Origin of the sequence: Stenotrophomonas forensis, from assembly GCF_028752115.1 — a bacterium.
Lineage (GTDB): Bacteria > Pseudomonadota > Gammaproteobacteria > Xanthomonadales > Xanthomonadaceae > Stenotrophomonas > Stenotrophomonas forensis.
On sequence record NZ_CP082270.1, the window covers coordinates 4,210,011 to 4,223,237 of the forward strand.

The window sequence follows — 13,227 nt, forward strand, 5'->3', positions numbered from 1 at the left end:
GGTTCGTTGCCGATGATTCTAGTGCGTGGGCCGCTAACATGGGGGCCTGCCCGTCCTCACCCCAACCATGAGCCTGCTCCGCCAGGGAAGCGCCTACCTCGTCATCGGCGCACTGCAGCTGCTGCTCGACTGGGCGGTGTTCGTGCTGGCCACGGCGGCGGGCGTGCCCGTGGTACCGGGCAACCTGGCCGGGCGACTGGCCGGCATGCTACTGGGTTTCTGGTTGAACGGGCGGATCACCTTCGCCACGGCCGATGGCCAGCAACGGCTGGGCTGGCGCCGCTTCGCGCGCTTCCTGCCACTGTGGCTGCTGCTCACCACGGCCAGCACGCTGCTGGTATCTGCCGCGGATCATGCGCTGGGCCTGCAGTACGCCTGGCTGGCCAAGCCGCTGGTGGAAGGCGGGCTGGCCGCTGTCTCGTTCCTGCTGATGCGCTACGTGGTGTATCGCTGATACGAGGTGGGGATCCGGATCTATAGAGTCGACTGTCAGTCGACTGCCTTTCGATCAGGCCGCGAAAAACCCGCGCTGCGCGCGATAGTCGAGCAACGGTCGACTCTACCCAGTGCGGTCGGCACCAACAAAAACGCCGGCACAAGGCCGGCGTTCTCGTGGGTGCAGCGTGAACCTCAGTGCTTGAGGGTCTTGCGCAGGCGCTCCAGCGCCTGCAGCTGCACCACGGCCTCGGCCAGCTTCTGCTGGGCTTCAGCAATTTCCATGGCTTCACCACGGTTGGCCAGGATGCGCTCGGCTTCTTCCTTGGCCTTGCGGACCGAGGCTTCGTCGATGTCCTGTGCGCGGATCGCGGTGTCGGCCAGCACGGTCACCACCTGCGGCTGCACTTCCAGGATGCCGCCGGAAATGGCGAAATCCAGCTGCTCGCCATTCGGCGTGGTCACCACCACCTTGCCCGGCTTCAGGCGGGTGATCAGCGGCGCGTGCTTGGGCGCGATGCCCAGTTCGCCCAGCTCACCGGTGGCCACGACCAGGGTCGCTTCGCCACGGAAGATTTCCTGCTCGGCGCTGACGATGTCGCAACGGATCGTGCTCATGCAAATCTCTTCGCTGTTCGCGGCGGCGCAATGCCACCGTGGGGGTCCACCGGTGCAGGCGGTTGCCCGGCACCGGCGTCAGGTCGGGCAGGATCGCTCCCGCCCGTCCCGGATCAGGCCTTCTCGGCCATCTTCTTGGCCTTCTCGACCGCTTCTTCGATGCCGCCGACCATGTAGAACGCCTGCTCCGGCAGGTGGTCGTACTCGCCATCGACGATGGCCTTGAAGCCACGGATGGTGTCCTTCAGCGGCACGTACTTGCCCGGCGAACCGGTGAACACTTCGGCCACGTGGAACGGCTGGCTGAAGAAGCGCTCGATCTTGCGGGCGCGCGACACGGCCTGCTTGTCCTCTTCGGACAGCTCGTCCATGCCCAGGATCGCGATGATGTCCTTCAGTTCCTTGTACTTCTGCAGGGTCTGCTGGACGCGCTGGGCGGTGTCGTAGTGCTCGTGGCCGATGACCAGCGGGTCCATCTGGCGGCTGGTGGAGTCCAGCGGATCGACGGCCGGGTAGATACCCAGCGAGGCGATCGAACGCGACAGGGTGACGGTCGAGTCCAGGTGGGCGAAGGTGGTCGCCGGCGACGGGTCGGTCAGGTCGTCCGCGGGAACGTAGACGGCCTGGATCGAGGTGATCGAACCGTTCTTGGTCGAGGTGATGCGTTCCTGCAGGACGCCCATTTCCTCGGCCAGGGTCGGCTGGTAACCCACGGCCGACGGCATACGGCCCAGCAGTGCCGACACTTCGGTACCGGCCAGGGTGTAGCGGTAGATGTTGTCGACGAACAGCAGGACGTCCTTGCCCTTGCCGTTTTCGTCCTTCTCGTCGCGGAAGTACTCGGCCATGGTCAGGCCGGTCAGGGCGACGCGCAGACGGTTGCCCGGCGGCTCGTTCATCTGGCCGTACACCATCGCCACCTTGTCGAGGACGTTGGAGTCCTTCATTTCGTGGTAGAAGTCGTTGCCCTCACGGGTACGCTCACCCACGCCGGCGAACACGGACAGACCGCTGTGCGCCTTGGCGATGTTGTTGATCAGCTCCATCATGTTGACGGTCTTGCCGACGCCGGCGCCGCCGAACAGGCCGACCTTGCCGCCCTTGGCGAACGGGCACATCAGGTCGATGACCTTGATGCCGGTTTCCAGCAGTTCGGTGGCCGGGGACTGGTCTTCGTACGACGGGGCCGCACGGTGGATTTCCCAGCTGTCGCTGGCGGCCACCGGGCCGGCTTCGTCGATCGGACGGCCGAGCACGTCCATGATGCGGCCCAGGGTGCCAGCACCGACCGGCACGGAGATGCCGCGGTTGGTGTTGGTGGCGATCAGGTTGCGCTTCAGGCCATCGGTGGAACCGAGGGCGATGGTGCGCACCACGCCGTCGCCCAGCTGCTGCTGGACTTCAAGGGTGATTTCGGTGTTGTCGACCTTCAGTGCGTCGTACACCTTCGGCACCGACTCACGCGGGAATTCGACGTCGACGACCGCGCCGATGATCTGAACGATCTTGCCCTGACTCATTGCTGCATCCTCTAATGTGTGCTTTGAACGAACGCGGTCAGACTGCTGCCGCGCCGCCGACGATTTCGGAGATTTCCTGGGTGATCGCTGCCTGGCGCGCCTTGTTGTAGACGAGCTGCAGGGTGCCGATCAGCTTGTTGGCGTTGTCGCTCGCCGCCTTCATCGCAACCATGCGTGCGGCATGCTCGGAGGCGACGTTTTCCAGCAGTGCCTGGTACACCAGCGACTCGATGTAGCGCGTCATCACGTGCTCCAGCACGGTCGCGGCATCGGGTTCGTACAGGTAATCCCAGTCGTGGTGAGCGACCTGCTTCTCAGCCGGCGGCAGCGGCAGCAGCTGATCGAAGCTGGCCTTCTGCGTCATGGTGTTCACGAAGCGGTTGTAGACCAGGTACACGCGGTCGACCTTGCCTTCGGTGAAGGCGTCGAGCATGACCTTGATCACACCGATCAGCGATTCCAGCTTCGGCACGTCGCCGATGTGGGTCACGCTGCCGACCATGTTGACCTTCACGCGGCGGAAGAAGGTCGATGCCTTCTGGCCGATGGTCACCAGGTCCACTTCGGCACCCTTGTCCTGCCATGCCTTGGCTTCGCCCAGCATCTTGCGGAACAGGTTGTTGTTCAGGCCGCCGGCCAGACCGCGATCGGAGGAGATCACGATGAACCCGACCCGCTTGACCTGCTCGCGCTCGACCAGGAACGGATGCTGGTAGTCGGTGCTGGCCTGGGCCAGGTGGCCGATCACCTGCTTCATCGCCTGCGCGTACGGACGCGAGGTCTTCATCCGATCCTGCGCCTTGCGGATCTTGGAGGCCGAGACCATTTCCAGGGCGCGCGTCACCTTGCGGGTGTTCTGCACGCTCTTGATCTTGGTTTTGATTTCGCGTCCGCTTGCCATCTCTTGTTTCCCGTGGCGCGGGGCTGATGCCCCGCGTTGTTCAACCGTTTGTCATCTGGTCCAGCGGAGCCGGTGGCTCCGCTCTACAGGACCGCGATTACCAGCTGCCGGTGGTCTTGAACTCGGCGATGCCCTTCTTGAAGGCACCTTCGATGTCGTTGTCCCAACCGCCGGTGGCGTTGACCTTGCTAACCAGCTCGCCCTGGGTGTTGGCGAAGTGGGCGTGCAGGCCTTCTTCGAACGCCAGCAGCTTGTTGACCGGCACGTCGTCGAGGTAACCCTCGTTGACGGCGTAGATCGACAGCGCCTGGTTGGCGATCGACATCGGCGCGTACTGCTTCTGCTTCATCAGCTCGGTGACGCGCTGGCCACGCTCCAGCTGCTTGCGGGTTGCTTCGTCCAGGTCCGAGGCGAACTGCGCGAACGCAGCCAGCTCACGGTACTGGGCCAGCGAGATACGGATGCCGCCCGACAGCTTCTTGATGATCTTGGTCTGGGCCGAACCACCGACGCGCGACACCGAGATACCGGCGTTCACGGCCGGGCGGATGCCGGCGTTGAACAGGTCGGTTTCCAGGAAGATCTGGCCGTCGGTGATCGAGATCACGTTGGTCGGAACGAAGGCGGACACGTCGCCGGCCTGGGTTTCGATGATCGGCAGCGCGGTCAGCGAACCGGTCTTGCCGGTGACCTTGCCTTCGGTGAACTTCTCGACGTATTCCTCGGACACGCGGGCAGCGCGCTCGAGCAAACGGGAGTGCAGGTAGAACACGTCACCCGGGTAGGCTTCACGGCCCGGCGGGCGCTTCAGCAGCAGCGAGATCTGGCGGTAGGCCACGGCCTGCTTGGACAGATCGTCGTACACGATCAGCGCGTCTTCGCCGCGGTCCATGAAGTACTCACCCATGGTGCAGCCCGAGTAGGCGCTGATGTACTGCATGGCAGCCGATTCGGAAGCGGTCGCGGCCACCACGATGGTGTGGGCCAGCGCGCCGTTCTCTTCCAGCTTGCGCACGATGTTGGCGATGGTCGAAGCCTTCTGGCCGATCGCAACGTACACGCACTTGATGCCGGTGCCCTTCTGGTTGATCACCGCGTCGATCGCCATGGCGGTCTTGCCGGTCTGGCGGTCACCGATGATCAGCTCGCGCTGGCCACGGCCGATCGGGATCATGGCGTCGACCGACTTGTAACCGGTCTGCACCGGCTGGTCGACCGACTTGCGCCAGATCACGCCCGGAGCAACGCGCTCCACCGGAGCGGTCAGGTCGGTGCCCAGCGGGCCCTTGCCGTCGATCGGCTCGCCCAGCGCGTTCACGACGCGGCCCAGCAGTTCCGGACCGACCGGCACTTCCAGGATGCGGCCGGTGGTCTTGGCGACGTCGCCTTCGCGCAGGTGCTCGTAGTCACCCAGGACCACGGCGCCGACCGAGTCGCGCTCCAGGTTCAGGGCCAGGGCGAAGGTGTTGTTCGGCAGTTCGATCATTTCGCCCTGCATCACGTCGGCCAGACCGAAGATGCGCACGATGCCGTCGGACACGCTGGTCACGGTGCCTTCGTTGCGCGATTCCGCGGCCAGCTTGACCTTCTCGATGCGGTTCTTGATCAGTTCGCTGATTTCGGAGGGGTTGAGCGTGGTTGCCATCGTCAAGTCCTAGTGCCGGCAGCGGGGCCGGACGTTAAATGAATTCAGTTAGCGAGCGCGGTCTGCAGACGGGCCAGCTTGCCCTTCAGCGAACCATCGATGACCACGTCGCCGGCATCGATCACGGCGCCGCCGATCAGCGAGGCATCGACCGCGGTGGTCACGTCGACCTCGCGGTTGAAGCGCTTGCGCAGCGCGACCTTGATCGCATCCAGCTCACCGGCCGACAGCTCGGCCGCCGAGGTCACGGTGGCCTTGACCACGTGCTCGGCTTCGGCGCGCAGGGCATCGAACATGCCGGAGATTTCCGGCAGCAGCGGCAGACGATGCGAGTCGGCCAGGATGGCCAGGAAGCGCGAGTAGGTCTCGCCGTGGGTCACCGGCGCCAGCAGGGCGACGGCGTCGTCACGGCCCAGCTCCGGGTTGGCGAGCAGGGCCGCCACGCGCGGATCGGCGGCGACGTGGGCGGAGAACGCCAGGGCGTCCGACCACGGCGCGAACGCGCCTTCGTCGCGCGCGGTCGCGAACGCGGCGCGGGCGTACGGGCGGGCAAGCGTGAGGGCCTGGCTCATCCTTAGATCTCCGAGGCCAGCTCGTCGAGCAGCGCCTTGTGGGCGTTGGCGTCGATTTCGCGCTTGAGCAGCTTTTCGGCACCGGTCACGGCCAGCGCGGACACCTGCTTGCGCAGATCTTCACGGGCACGGTTGGCGGCGGCGTCGATTTCAGCCTGGGCCAGTTCCTTCTGACGGGTGGCTTCGGTGATCGCTTCGTTACGGGCAGCATCAACGATCTGGTTGGCGCGCGCGTGGGCCTGGTCGATGATCTCGTTGGCCTTGGTGCGTGCTTCTTTCAGCGCTTCGTTGACCTTCTCCTGCGCCTGGGCCAGATCTTTCTGGCTGCGGTCGGCAGCAGCGAGGCCTTCAGCAATCTTCTGCTGGCGCTCTTCGATCGCGTTCATCAGCGGCGGCCAGATCTTGGTCGCGATGATCCAGATCAGACCAGCGAAGGCGAGCGCCTGCGCAAGAAGGGTGAAATTGATATTCATGGTTAGCTCGATCGCTGGTTTCGGGGTGGACGCGCCGCCGTAGCGGCGCATCCGGCCTTCATCCGAAACCGGGTGCATCAGCACCCGGTCGTCTCAAACCGCTGTATCAGCCGGCCAGAGCCTTGGTGACGGCGCCAGCGAAGGCAGCCGACAGCGGGTTGGCGAAGGCCAGCAGCAGGCCGACGGCGACCGAGATGATGAACGCGGCGTCGATCAGGCCGGCGGTGATGAACATGCGGACCTGCAGGACCGGGATCAGTTCCGGCTGGCGGGCGGCCGACTCCAGGAACTTACCAGCCATGATGGCCAGACCCAGACCGGCGCCCAGCGCGGCCAGGCCGATCATGATGCCGACGGCAAGGGCGGTGGAGCTCTGAATCTGCGCGAAGTTGGTCAGGACGGCGAAGTACATGGTTATCTCCAGGAACTTAAGTTGCTAAGGGTGATGAAACGGATGAAGGTTGAAACGCGTTGAAGCTTGAAACTCAGTGAGCGTCTTCCGACAGGCTCAGGTACACGATCGACAGCATCATGAAGATGAAGGCCTGCAGCGGGATCACCAGCAGGTGGAACAGCATCCAGCCGAGGCCGAACGCACCACCGGCAATGGCACCGAAGAAACCGGCACCACCCAGCACCCAGATCAGCAGGAACACGATTTCGCCGCCGAACATGTTGCCGAACAGTCGCATCGCCAGCGAGATCGGCTTGCTCAGCCACTCGACGATGTTGAGGATCAGGTTGAACGGCATCATCCACTTGCCGAACGGCGCCGTCAGGAATTCCTTGATGAAGCCCAGCAGGCCCTTCGACTTCAGTGCGAAGAACAGCATCAGGAAGAACACGCTGATGGCCATGCCCAGGGTGGCATTGACGTCGGCGGTCGGCACCGGCTTCCAGTAGTGGATGCCCGCCCATTCCAGCGGCTTGGCGATGAAGTCGGCCGGGATCATCTTGATCAGGTTCATCATCAGGATCCAGAAGAAGATCGTGATGGCGATCGGCGTGACCAGCTTGCTCTTGCCGTGGTAGGTGTCCTTGGCCTGGCGGTCGACGAACTCCAGGCAGATCTCGACGAAGGCCTGCCACTTGCCCGGCACGCCGGCGGTGGCCTTGCGGGTGCCCAGCCAGAACGCGACGACGATCACCAGGCCCATCAGGACCGCGGTGAGGAAGGTATCGACGTGGATATGCCAGAACATACCCTCACCCTTGCCGACCGGCGCGGTCAGGTTGTGCAGGTGATGCTGGATGTAGCTGGTAGGGGTTAGAGCCTCGCCCGCCATGTGTCCGGAACCTTCAGTTAATTGAATTCTGTCAACGCCTGGCCATGGCCAGGACCTGGAACATCAAGCCGACGGCGATACCGGCCAACAGCGCCAATGCAGGCAGCTTGAAGACCAGGAACCCCACCAGCAGGACGCCGAAAACCACCACCCACTTGGCCACGATCGCAATGATCAGGCGAGCCATCGCCGATCCTGCGGCCACCGCTCCCCCGCTCAGTGCCATCCGCGCTGCCACCCAGCCACCGGCCGAAATGGCCACACCGGACGCCAGCGCGCCGAGGGCATACTTCGGACCCACCAGCAGGAAGGCCAGGGCCAGGACAGCGACCGCGGCCAGCGGGTAGACCGCGGCGCGCAGCATCAGTCGCCGACCCGCATCAACGGAGTTCAGCACAGGACGTCCCGCGTGGTTGCAAGTGGAGGGCTGAGGCGGCTACAGCAGAGGGGGCCTCATCGAGCCGCCAAATTATAGCAATGGGACAATTTGCGAGACAACCGCTCCCTGTTCATCCCGGGAGGCCGCAAGTTGCGGTAACGGTTACATTTTTGCGTGCCACCCAAGGGACAATGACGTCCGCGTGATGCTGCAGCGCAGTATTGAACTTTGGTCGCAGGCTGCGGAACTTTCGCCGAATGCGCCGGTCCGATCTTTCGACCTGCCTGCAGCAACCTCGTCGACGCTTCGCCCCGCAGGTCCCACGATGGCCCCGAAGCCCGGCTCCGGGGCCATCTTTTTTGCATCGTCGCGACAGCGCTGAACCGTGCACATCCCGTGGACCATACGTTCACGGATGGTGGACGCCGCCGTCCGGCACAGTGGTCTTCATTCTGATGAACCACTGCAAGGACTCTTCGATGCGCTCCGTTCCCACCCTGCTCGCCCTCTCCCTGCTCGCCGCCGGCGCTTCGTTCGCCAATGCCGCCCACGCCGCGGAAGGCGACGACCGTTTCGCCATCCGCCTGGGTGCGATGAACATCGATTCGGACAACACGCTCCGCGGCAGGACCAACGTGGCTGGCCAGGACATCGCCCTGAACCAGGACTTCAAGCTGGGTGGCAAGGAATGGGAGCCGCGCATCGACGGCATGTTCCGCATCAGCAACCGCCAGCGCCTGCTGTTCAACTACTTCAAGTACGACAAGGACCGCCGCGAGACGCTGGACCAGGGCATTTCCTTCGGCGGTGAGAACGTGCCGGCCGGCAGCTTCGTGAAGGGTGAACTGAAGTACCAGGTGGCCAGCCTGGTCTATGACTATTCGGTCGTCGATACCGACACCTTCGACCTCGGCCTGCAGATCGGTGGCGAGTACGCCAAGGTCAGCACCAAGGGTTATGCCGACCTGGGCACCGTGTACGAAGGCCAGTTCCTCGACGAGAAGGCCGACGGCATCGCGCCGGTGGTGGGTGCGCGCATGACCTTCACCCCGTCCGAGCGCTGGATGATCACGCTGCAGGGCCAGTACCTGAACACGCGTTGGGGCAGCTTCGATGACTACAAGGGCGACCTGAGCCGCGCCAATGCCATCGTCGATTACCGCTTCACCAAGAACTTCGGCGTGTTCGCCGGCTACGACTGGTTCAAGCTGGACGTGGACAAGAAGGGCAGCGACGGCACCGTCGGCCTGAAGCAGGAATTCAAGGGCCCGGTGGCAGGCGTCAGCTTCGTGTTCTGATCCCCCGCCCCTTCCACGGCACTCTCTCTCCTGGCGCGGCCTCCGGACTATCGGGGCCGCGCTTTTTTGTGCTGTTTTCCCCTGTGTGCAGGAGCAAGAGCGGCTGGGTCGAGCGCTGGAGGGAGCGGGGGCTGTGTGCGAATGTCCCCCGGCGCCGGCCTGCGGCCGGCACCTCCTCCTTTACTTCGCACACAGCCCCCGCTCCCTCCGCGTGTCAGGCATCCAGGCGGCTTTGGCAGCAGCTCTCGACTGTCCGTAAGCCGAGCCGCTGCGCGGGTGGCAGGCGTTTCGACAAAGTAAAGGAGGAGGCGACCGCCGCAGGCGGACGACGGGGGACATTTGTCGAAATGCCCGCCTCCCGCGCAGCGGCCCCACCCTTTGCTGCAGCACTGATCGAAGAAAAAAAGCCCCGGCAGAAGCCAGGGCTTTTCGTTCGCAACGGCGCGGGCGCCTTACTTCTTCTTCGGCATGTACAGGTCGGTGATCGTGCCGTCGTAGATTTCCGAGGCCATCGCCACCGATTCGCTCAGCGTCGGGTGCGCGTGGATGGTGTGGCCGATGTCTTCGGCTTCGGCACCCATCTCGATGGCCAGGCCGATCTCGGCCAGCAGGTCACCGGCATGCACGCCGACGATGGCACCACCGATGATGCGGTGGGTCTCTTCGTCGAAGATCAGCTTGGTGAAGCCCTCGGTGCGGCCGATGCCGATCGCGCGGCCGCTGGCCGCCCACGGGAACTTGGCCACGCCGACCTTCAGGCCCTTGGCCTTGGCTTCGGTCTCGGTGACGCCGACCCAGGCGATTTCCGGGTTGGTGTAGGCCACCGACGGAATCACGCGGGCGACCCATTCCTTCTTGTGGCCGGCAGCCACTTCAGCGGCCAGCTTGCCTTCATGCGTGGCCTTGTGGGCCAGCATCGGGTTGCCGACGATGTCGCCGATGGCAAAGATGTGCGGCACGTTGGTGCGCATCTGGCGGTCCACCGGGATGAAGCCACGCTCGGTGACCTGCACGCCCGCCTTCTCGGCATCGATCTTCCTGCCGTTCGGCGAGCGCCCCACGGCCACCAGCACGCGGTCGAAGGTGCCCTGCGCCAGCGCGGGCGACTGGCCTTCCTCGGCAGCTTCGAAGGTGACGGTGATGCCCTTGGCATCGGCGGTGACGCCGGAGGCCTTGGTCTTCAGGTGCACTTCGATGCCCTGCTTCTTCAGGCGGTCGGCCAGCGGCTTGACCAGGTCCTTGTCGGCGCCCGGCATCAGCTGGTCCATGAACTCGACCACGGTGACCTTGCTGCCCAGCGCGCCATACACGGTGGCCATTTCCAGGCCGATGATGCCGCCACCGACAACCAGCAGCGAGCCCGGCACTTCGGCCAGTTCCAGCGCGTCGGTGGAGTCCATCACGCGCGTGTCGTCCCACGGGAAGTTCGGCAGCTTCACCGCCTGCGAACCGGCGGCGATGATGCACTTCTGGAAGCGCAGCAGCTGGGTGCTGCCGTCAGCGGCGGTGATCTCCAGCTCGTTGGCCGAGACGAACCTGCCGACGCCCTGCACGCTGCGGACCTTGCGCTGCTTGGCCATGCCGGCCAGGCCCTTGGTCAGCTGGTTGACGACCTTTTCCTTGTACTGGCGCAGCTTGTCCAGGGTGATGGTCGGCTTGCCGAACTCGACGCCGAAATCACCGGCGTGGGCCACTTCGTCGATCACCGCTGCGGCATGCAGCAGCGCCTTGGACGGAATGCAGCCGACGTTGAGGCAGACGCCGCCGAGGCTGGCGTAGCGCTCGACCAGAACGGTATCCAGGCCGACGTCGGCGGCGCGGAAGGCGGCGGTGTAGCCGCCCGGGCCCGAGCCCAGCACGACCATTTCGCATTCGATATCGGCCGGCTTGCCGCTGGACAGCGCCGGCTTCGGCGCAGCCGGCTCGGCCGGGGCGCGGTGCGACGGGGTCACCGGCGGCTTGCTGGCCGGCGCAGCTGCGGCCGGAGCCGGCGCGGCGGCCTTGGCCGGGGCTTCGGCGGCGCCTTCGGTTTCCAGCACCACGACCACGGCGCCTTCGGACAGGCTGTCGCCCAGCTTGACCTTCAGTTCCTTGACCACACCGGCGGCCGAGGACGGCACTTCCAGGGTGGCCTTGTCCGATTCCAGGGTCACCAGACCCTGATCCTTCTTCACCGTGTCGCCGACGGCGACCAACACTTCGATCACCGGCACATCGCTGTAATCGCCGATGTCGGGAACCTTGACTTCAATCGTGGCCATGGTGGTTTTCCTCGTGCCCGGCCGGCATGGCCGGCGGGCTGTCACTGCATCTGTTCACGCGGCCGCGCCAGGGGGCGGCAGCCGCACGGTGGGGGCGAAGCGGTGCCTTACAGCAGCACGCGGCGCATGTCGGCCAGTACCTGCGACAGGTAGGTGGTGAAGCGTGCGGCCAGGGCGCCATCGATGACGCGGTGGTCGTAGCTCAGCGACAGCGGCAGCATCAGCTTCGGCGCGAATTCCTTGCCATTCCAGACCGGCTGGATGGAGGACTTGGAGACGCCGAGGATGGCCACTTCCGGTGCATTGACGATCGGGGTGAACGCGGTGCCGCCGATGCCGCCCAGCGAGCTGATCGAGAAGCAGCCGCCGCTCATGTCGGCCGGGCCCAGCTTGCCGTCGCGCGCCTTCTTGGCCAGTTCGCCGGTTTCCTGCGCGATCTGCACCACGCCCTTCTTGTCCACGTCGCGGATGACCGGCACGACCAGGCCGTTCGGCGTGTCGGCGGCGAAACCGATGTGGAAGTACTTCTTCAGGGTCAGGTTTTCACCACTGGCATCGAGCGAGGCGTTGAATTCCGGGAACTTCTTCAGCGCCGCGGCGCTGGCCTTGATCAGGAAGGCGAGCATGGTCAGCTTGATGCCGGCCTTCTCGTTCTCCTTGTTCAGCGCCACGCGCAGCCCTTCCAGGTCGGTGATGTCGGCCTGCTCGAACTGGGTGACGTGCGGGATCATCGCCCAGTTGCGGGCCAGGTTCGCGCCGGAGATCTTCTTGATGCGCGACAGCGGCTGCACTTCGGTCTCGCCGAACTTGCTGAAGTCGACCTTCGGCCACGGCAGCAGGTTCAGACCACCACCGGCGGCAACGGCACCACCGGCAGCGGCCGGCACGCCGCCGCTGAGCGCGGCCTTGACGAACTTCTGCACGTCACCCTTGGTGATGCGGCCGCCCTTTTCGGTGCCGTTGATCTGCAGCAGGTCCACGCCCAGCTCGCGCGCGAACACGCGCACGGCCGGGGTGGCATACGGCACCTTGGCCGGCAGCACGCCATCGGCATTGAACTGCACCGGCGGGCTGGACGGGGTACCGGCCGAGGCGACCTCGCGGGCGGCCAGCTTGTCCGGCTGGGCCGGCACGGCGACCGGCTCGACCTTGGTGGCGGTTTCGGCGGCGGCCGGGGCAGCGGCAGCGGCGGCCTTGCTCGGGGCCGGCGCGGCAGCGCCCTCGGCCTCGATGATGGCGACCACGGCACCCTGCGACAGGGTGTCGCCGACCTTGACCTTCAGCTCCTTGACCACGCCAGCGACCGACGACGGCACTTCCATGGTGGCCTTGTCGCTTTCCAGCGTGACCAGGCCCTGGTCCTTCTTGACCGTGTCGCCGACGGCAACCAGCACTTCGATGACCGGGATGTCGGTGTAATCGCCGATGTCCGGCACCAGCGCTTCAACGGCACCGCCGCTGGCGGCCGGTGCGGCCGGCGCAGCAGCGGCCGGGGCCGGCGCGCTCTGGGTGGCGGCGGCCGGGGCAGCGGCCTTGGCCGGGGCCGGTGCGGCGGCGGCCGGCTTGGCAGCTTCGCCTTCGGCCACTTCGATCAGCGCCACGACCTTGCCTTCGGACAGGTTGTCGCCGACCTTGACCTTCAGTTCCTTGACCACGCCCGCCACCGAGGACGGCACTTCCATGGTCGCCTTGTCGCTTTCCAGCGTCACCAGGCCCTGGTCCTTCTTGACCGTGTCGCCGACGGCGACAAGCACCTCGATTACCGGGATATCGCTGTAGTCACCGATATCGGGGACAAGTGCTTCCTTGATTTCGGCCATGGGGATAACTCCGGCAATC

General features: G+C 65.2%; 13 protein-coding genes. 2 read left to right on the plus strand and 11 right to left on the minus strand.

The genetic code is table 11. The features are described from left to right. The first annotated feature begins 67 nt into the window (after positions 1 to 67). The gene (locus K5L94_RS19290; RefSeq protein WP_053450861.1) at positions 68 to 454 is read left to right on the plus strand and encodes a GtrA family protein; all 387 of its coding nucleotides are present in this window, start codon (positions 68 to 70) and stop codon (positions 452 to 454) included. Between the two features lie 176 nt (positions 455 to 630). On the opposite strand, the gene K5L94_RS19295 is transcribed toward K5L94_RS19290, so the two are convergent. The 9 genes from K5L94_RS19295 to K5L94_RS19335 form a co-directional block, all read right to left on the minus strand. Beyond that, positions 631 to 1,053, minus strand: coding sequence for a F0F1 ATP synthase subunit epsilon (locus K5L94_RS19295; protein ID WP_006471332.1), 423 nt, complete (start codon positions 1,051 to 1,053; stop codon positions 631 to 633). A gap of 113 nt (positions 1,054 to 1,166) precedes the next feature. Then, positions 1,167 to 2,573 (minus strand): F0F1 ATP synthase subunit beta, encoded by a 1,407-nt coding sequence (gene atpD, locus K5L94_RS19300; protein ID WP_006471333.1) that lies wholly within the window; start codon positions 2,571 to 2,573, stop codon positions 1,167 to 1,169. Positions 2,574 to 2,610: 37 nt separating this feature from the next. Beyond that, the gene (atpG, locus tag K5L94_RS19305; RefSeq protein WP_006471334.1) at positions 2,611 to 3,474 is read right to left on the minus strand and encodes a F0F1 ATP synthase subunit gamma; all 864 of its coding nucleotides are present in this window, start codon (positions 3,472 to 3,474) and stop codon (positions 2,611 to 2,613) included. A 97-nt stretch (positions 3,475 to 3,571) separates the two neighbouring features. Further along, positions 3,572 to 5,119 (minus strand): F0F1 ATP synthase subunit alpha, encoded by a 1,548-nt coding sequence (atpA, locus tag K5L94_RS19310; RefSeq protein WP_008266965.1) that lies wholly within the window; start codon positions 5,117 to 5,119, stop codon positions 3,572 to 3,574. A gap of 44 nt (positions 5,120 to 5,163) precedes the next feature. Beyond that, on the minus strand, positions 5,164 to 5,691 hold the full coding sequence (locus K5L94_RS19315; protein ID WP_006471336.1) for a F0F1 ATP synthase subunit delta: 528 nt from the start codon (positions 5,689 to 5,691) through the stop codon (positions 5,164 to 5,166). 2 nt (positions 5,692 to 5,693) lie between these two features. Beyond that, the gene (locus K5L94_RS19320) at positions 5,694 to 6,164 is read right to left on the minus strand and encodes a F0F1 ATP synthase subunit B (protein WP_005419512.1); all 471 of its coding nucleotides are present in this window, start codon (positions 6,162 to 6,164) and stop codon (positions 5,694 to 5,696) included. A gap of 106 nt (positions 6,165 to 6,270) precedes the next feature. Beyond that, on the minus strand, positions 6,271 to 6,576 hold the full coding sequence (gene atpE, locus K5L94_RS19325; RefSeq protein WP_005411133.1) for a F0F1 ATP synthase subunit C: 306 nt from the start codon (positions 6,574 to 6,576) through the stop codon (positions 6,271 to 6,273). A 73-nt stretch (positions 6,577 to 6,649) separates the two neighbouring features. After that, a complete protein-coding gene (gene atpB, locus K5L94_RS19330) occupies positions 6,650 to 7,450 on the minus strand; it encodes a F0F1 ATP synthase subunit A (RefSeq protein ID WP_049466592.1) in 801 nt (266 codons plus the stop codon). A gap of 31 nt (positions 7,451 to 7,481) precedes the next feature. Beyond that, entirely contained in the window at positions 7,482 to 7,847 is a 366-nt protein-coding gene (locus tag K5L94_RS19335; RefSeq protein WP_006471338.1) for a hypothetical protein, read from the minus strand. A 461-nt stretch (positions 7,848 to 8,308) separates the two neighbouring features. Here K5L94_RS19335 and K5L94_RS19340 point away from each other — a divergent pair, with 461 nt between their 5' ends. After that, positions 8,309 to 9,127: a hypothetical protein gene (locus K5L94_RS19340; protein WP_053450863.1), complete on the plus strand. Its 819-nt coding sequence runs from the start codon at positions 8,309 to 8,311 to the stop codon at positions 9,125 to 9,127. Positions 9,128 to 9,579: 452 nt separating this feature from the next. Here K5L94_RS19340 and lpdA read toward each other — a convergent pair whose 3' ends face one another. Both lpdA and aceF read right to left on the minus strand, forming a co-directional pair. Beyond that, positions 9,580 to 11,388, minus strand: coding sequence for a dihydrolipoyl dehydrogenase (gene lpdA / locus K5L94_RS19345; RefSeq protein WP_274511170.1), 1,809 nt, complete (start codon positions 11,386 to 11,388; stop codon positions 9,580 to 9,582). Between the two features lie 107 nt (positions 11,389 to 11,495). Further along, the gene (gene aceF / locus K5L94_RS19350) at positions 11,496 to 13,208 is read right to left on the minus strand and encodes a dihydrolipoyllysine-residue acetyltransferase (protein WP_274511171.1); all 1,713 of its coding nucleotides are present in this window, start codon (positions 13,206 to 13,208) and stop codon (positions 11,496 to 11,498) included. Between the last annotated feature and the right edge of the window lie 19 nt (positions 13,209 to 13,227).

Coding starts and splice junctions, on each gene's coding strand:
- K5L94_RS19315 (WP_006471336.1), bottom strand. CDS start 5,691: ATGAGCCAGGCCCTCACGCTTGCCCGCCCGTACGCCCGCGCCGCGTTC.
- atpE (WP_005411133.1), bottom strand. CDS start 6,576: ATGTACTTCGCCGTCCTGACCAACTTCGCGCAGATTCAGAGCTCCACC.
- K5L94_RS19340 (WP_053450863.1), top strand. CDS start 8,309: ATGCGCTCCGTTCCCACCCTGCTCGCCCTCTCCCTGCTCGCCGCCGGC.
- lpdA (WP_274511170.1), bottom strand. CDS start 11,388: ATGGCCACGATTGAAGTCAAGGTTCCCGACATCGGCGATTACAGCGAT.
- K5L94_RS19290 (WP_053450861.1), top strand. CDS start 68: ATGAGCCTGCTCCGCCAGGGAAGCGCCTACCTCGTCATCGGCGCACTG.
- K5L94_RS19320 (WP_005419512.1), bottom strand. CDS start 6,164: ATGAATATCAATTTCACCCTTCTTGCGCAGGCGCTCGCCTTCGCTGGT.
- atpG (WP_006471334.1), bottom strand. CDS start 3,474: ATGGCAAGCGGACGCGAAATCAAAACCAAGATCAAGAGCGTGCAGAAC.
- atpA (WP_008266965.1), bottom strand. CDS start 5,119: ATGGCAACCACGCTCAACCCCTCCGAAATCAGCGAACTGATCAAGAAC.
- K5L94_RS19295 (WP_006471332.1), bottom strand. CDS start 1,053: ATGAGCACGATCCGTTGCGACATCGTCAGCGCCGAGCAGGAAATCTTC.
- atpD (WP_006471333.1), bottom strand. CDS start 2,573: ATGAGTCAGGGCAAGATCGTTCAGATCATCGGCGCGGTCGTCGACGTC.
- aceF (WP_274511171.1), bottom strand. CDS start 13,208: ATGGCCGAAATCAAGGAAGCACTTGTCCCCGATATCGGTGACTACAGC.
- atpB (WP_049466592.1), bottom strand. CDS start 7,450: ATGGCGGGCGAGGCTCTAACCCCTACCAGCTACATCCAGCATCACCTG.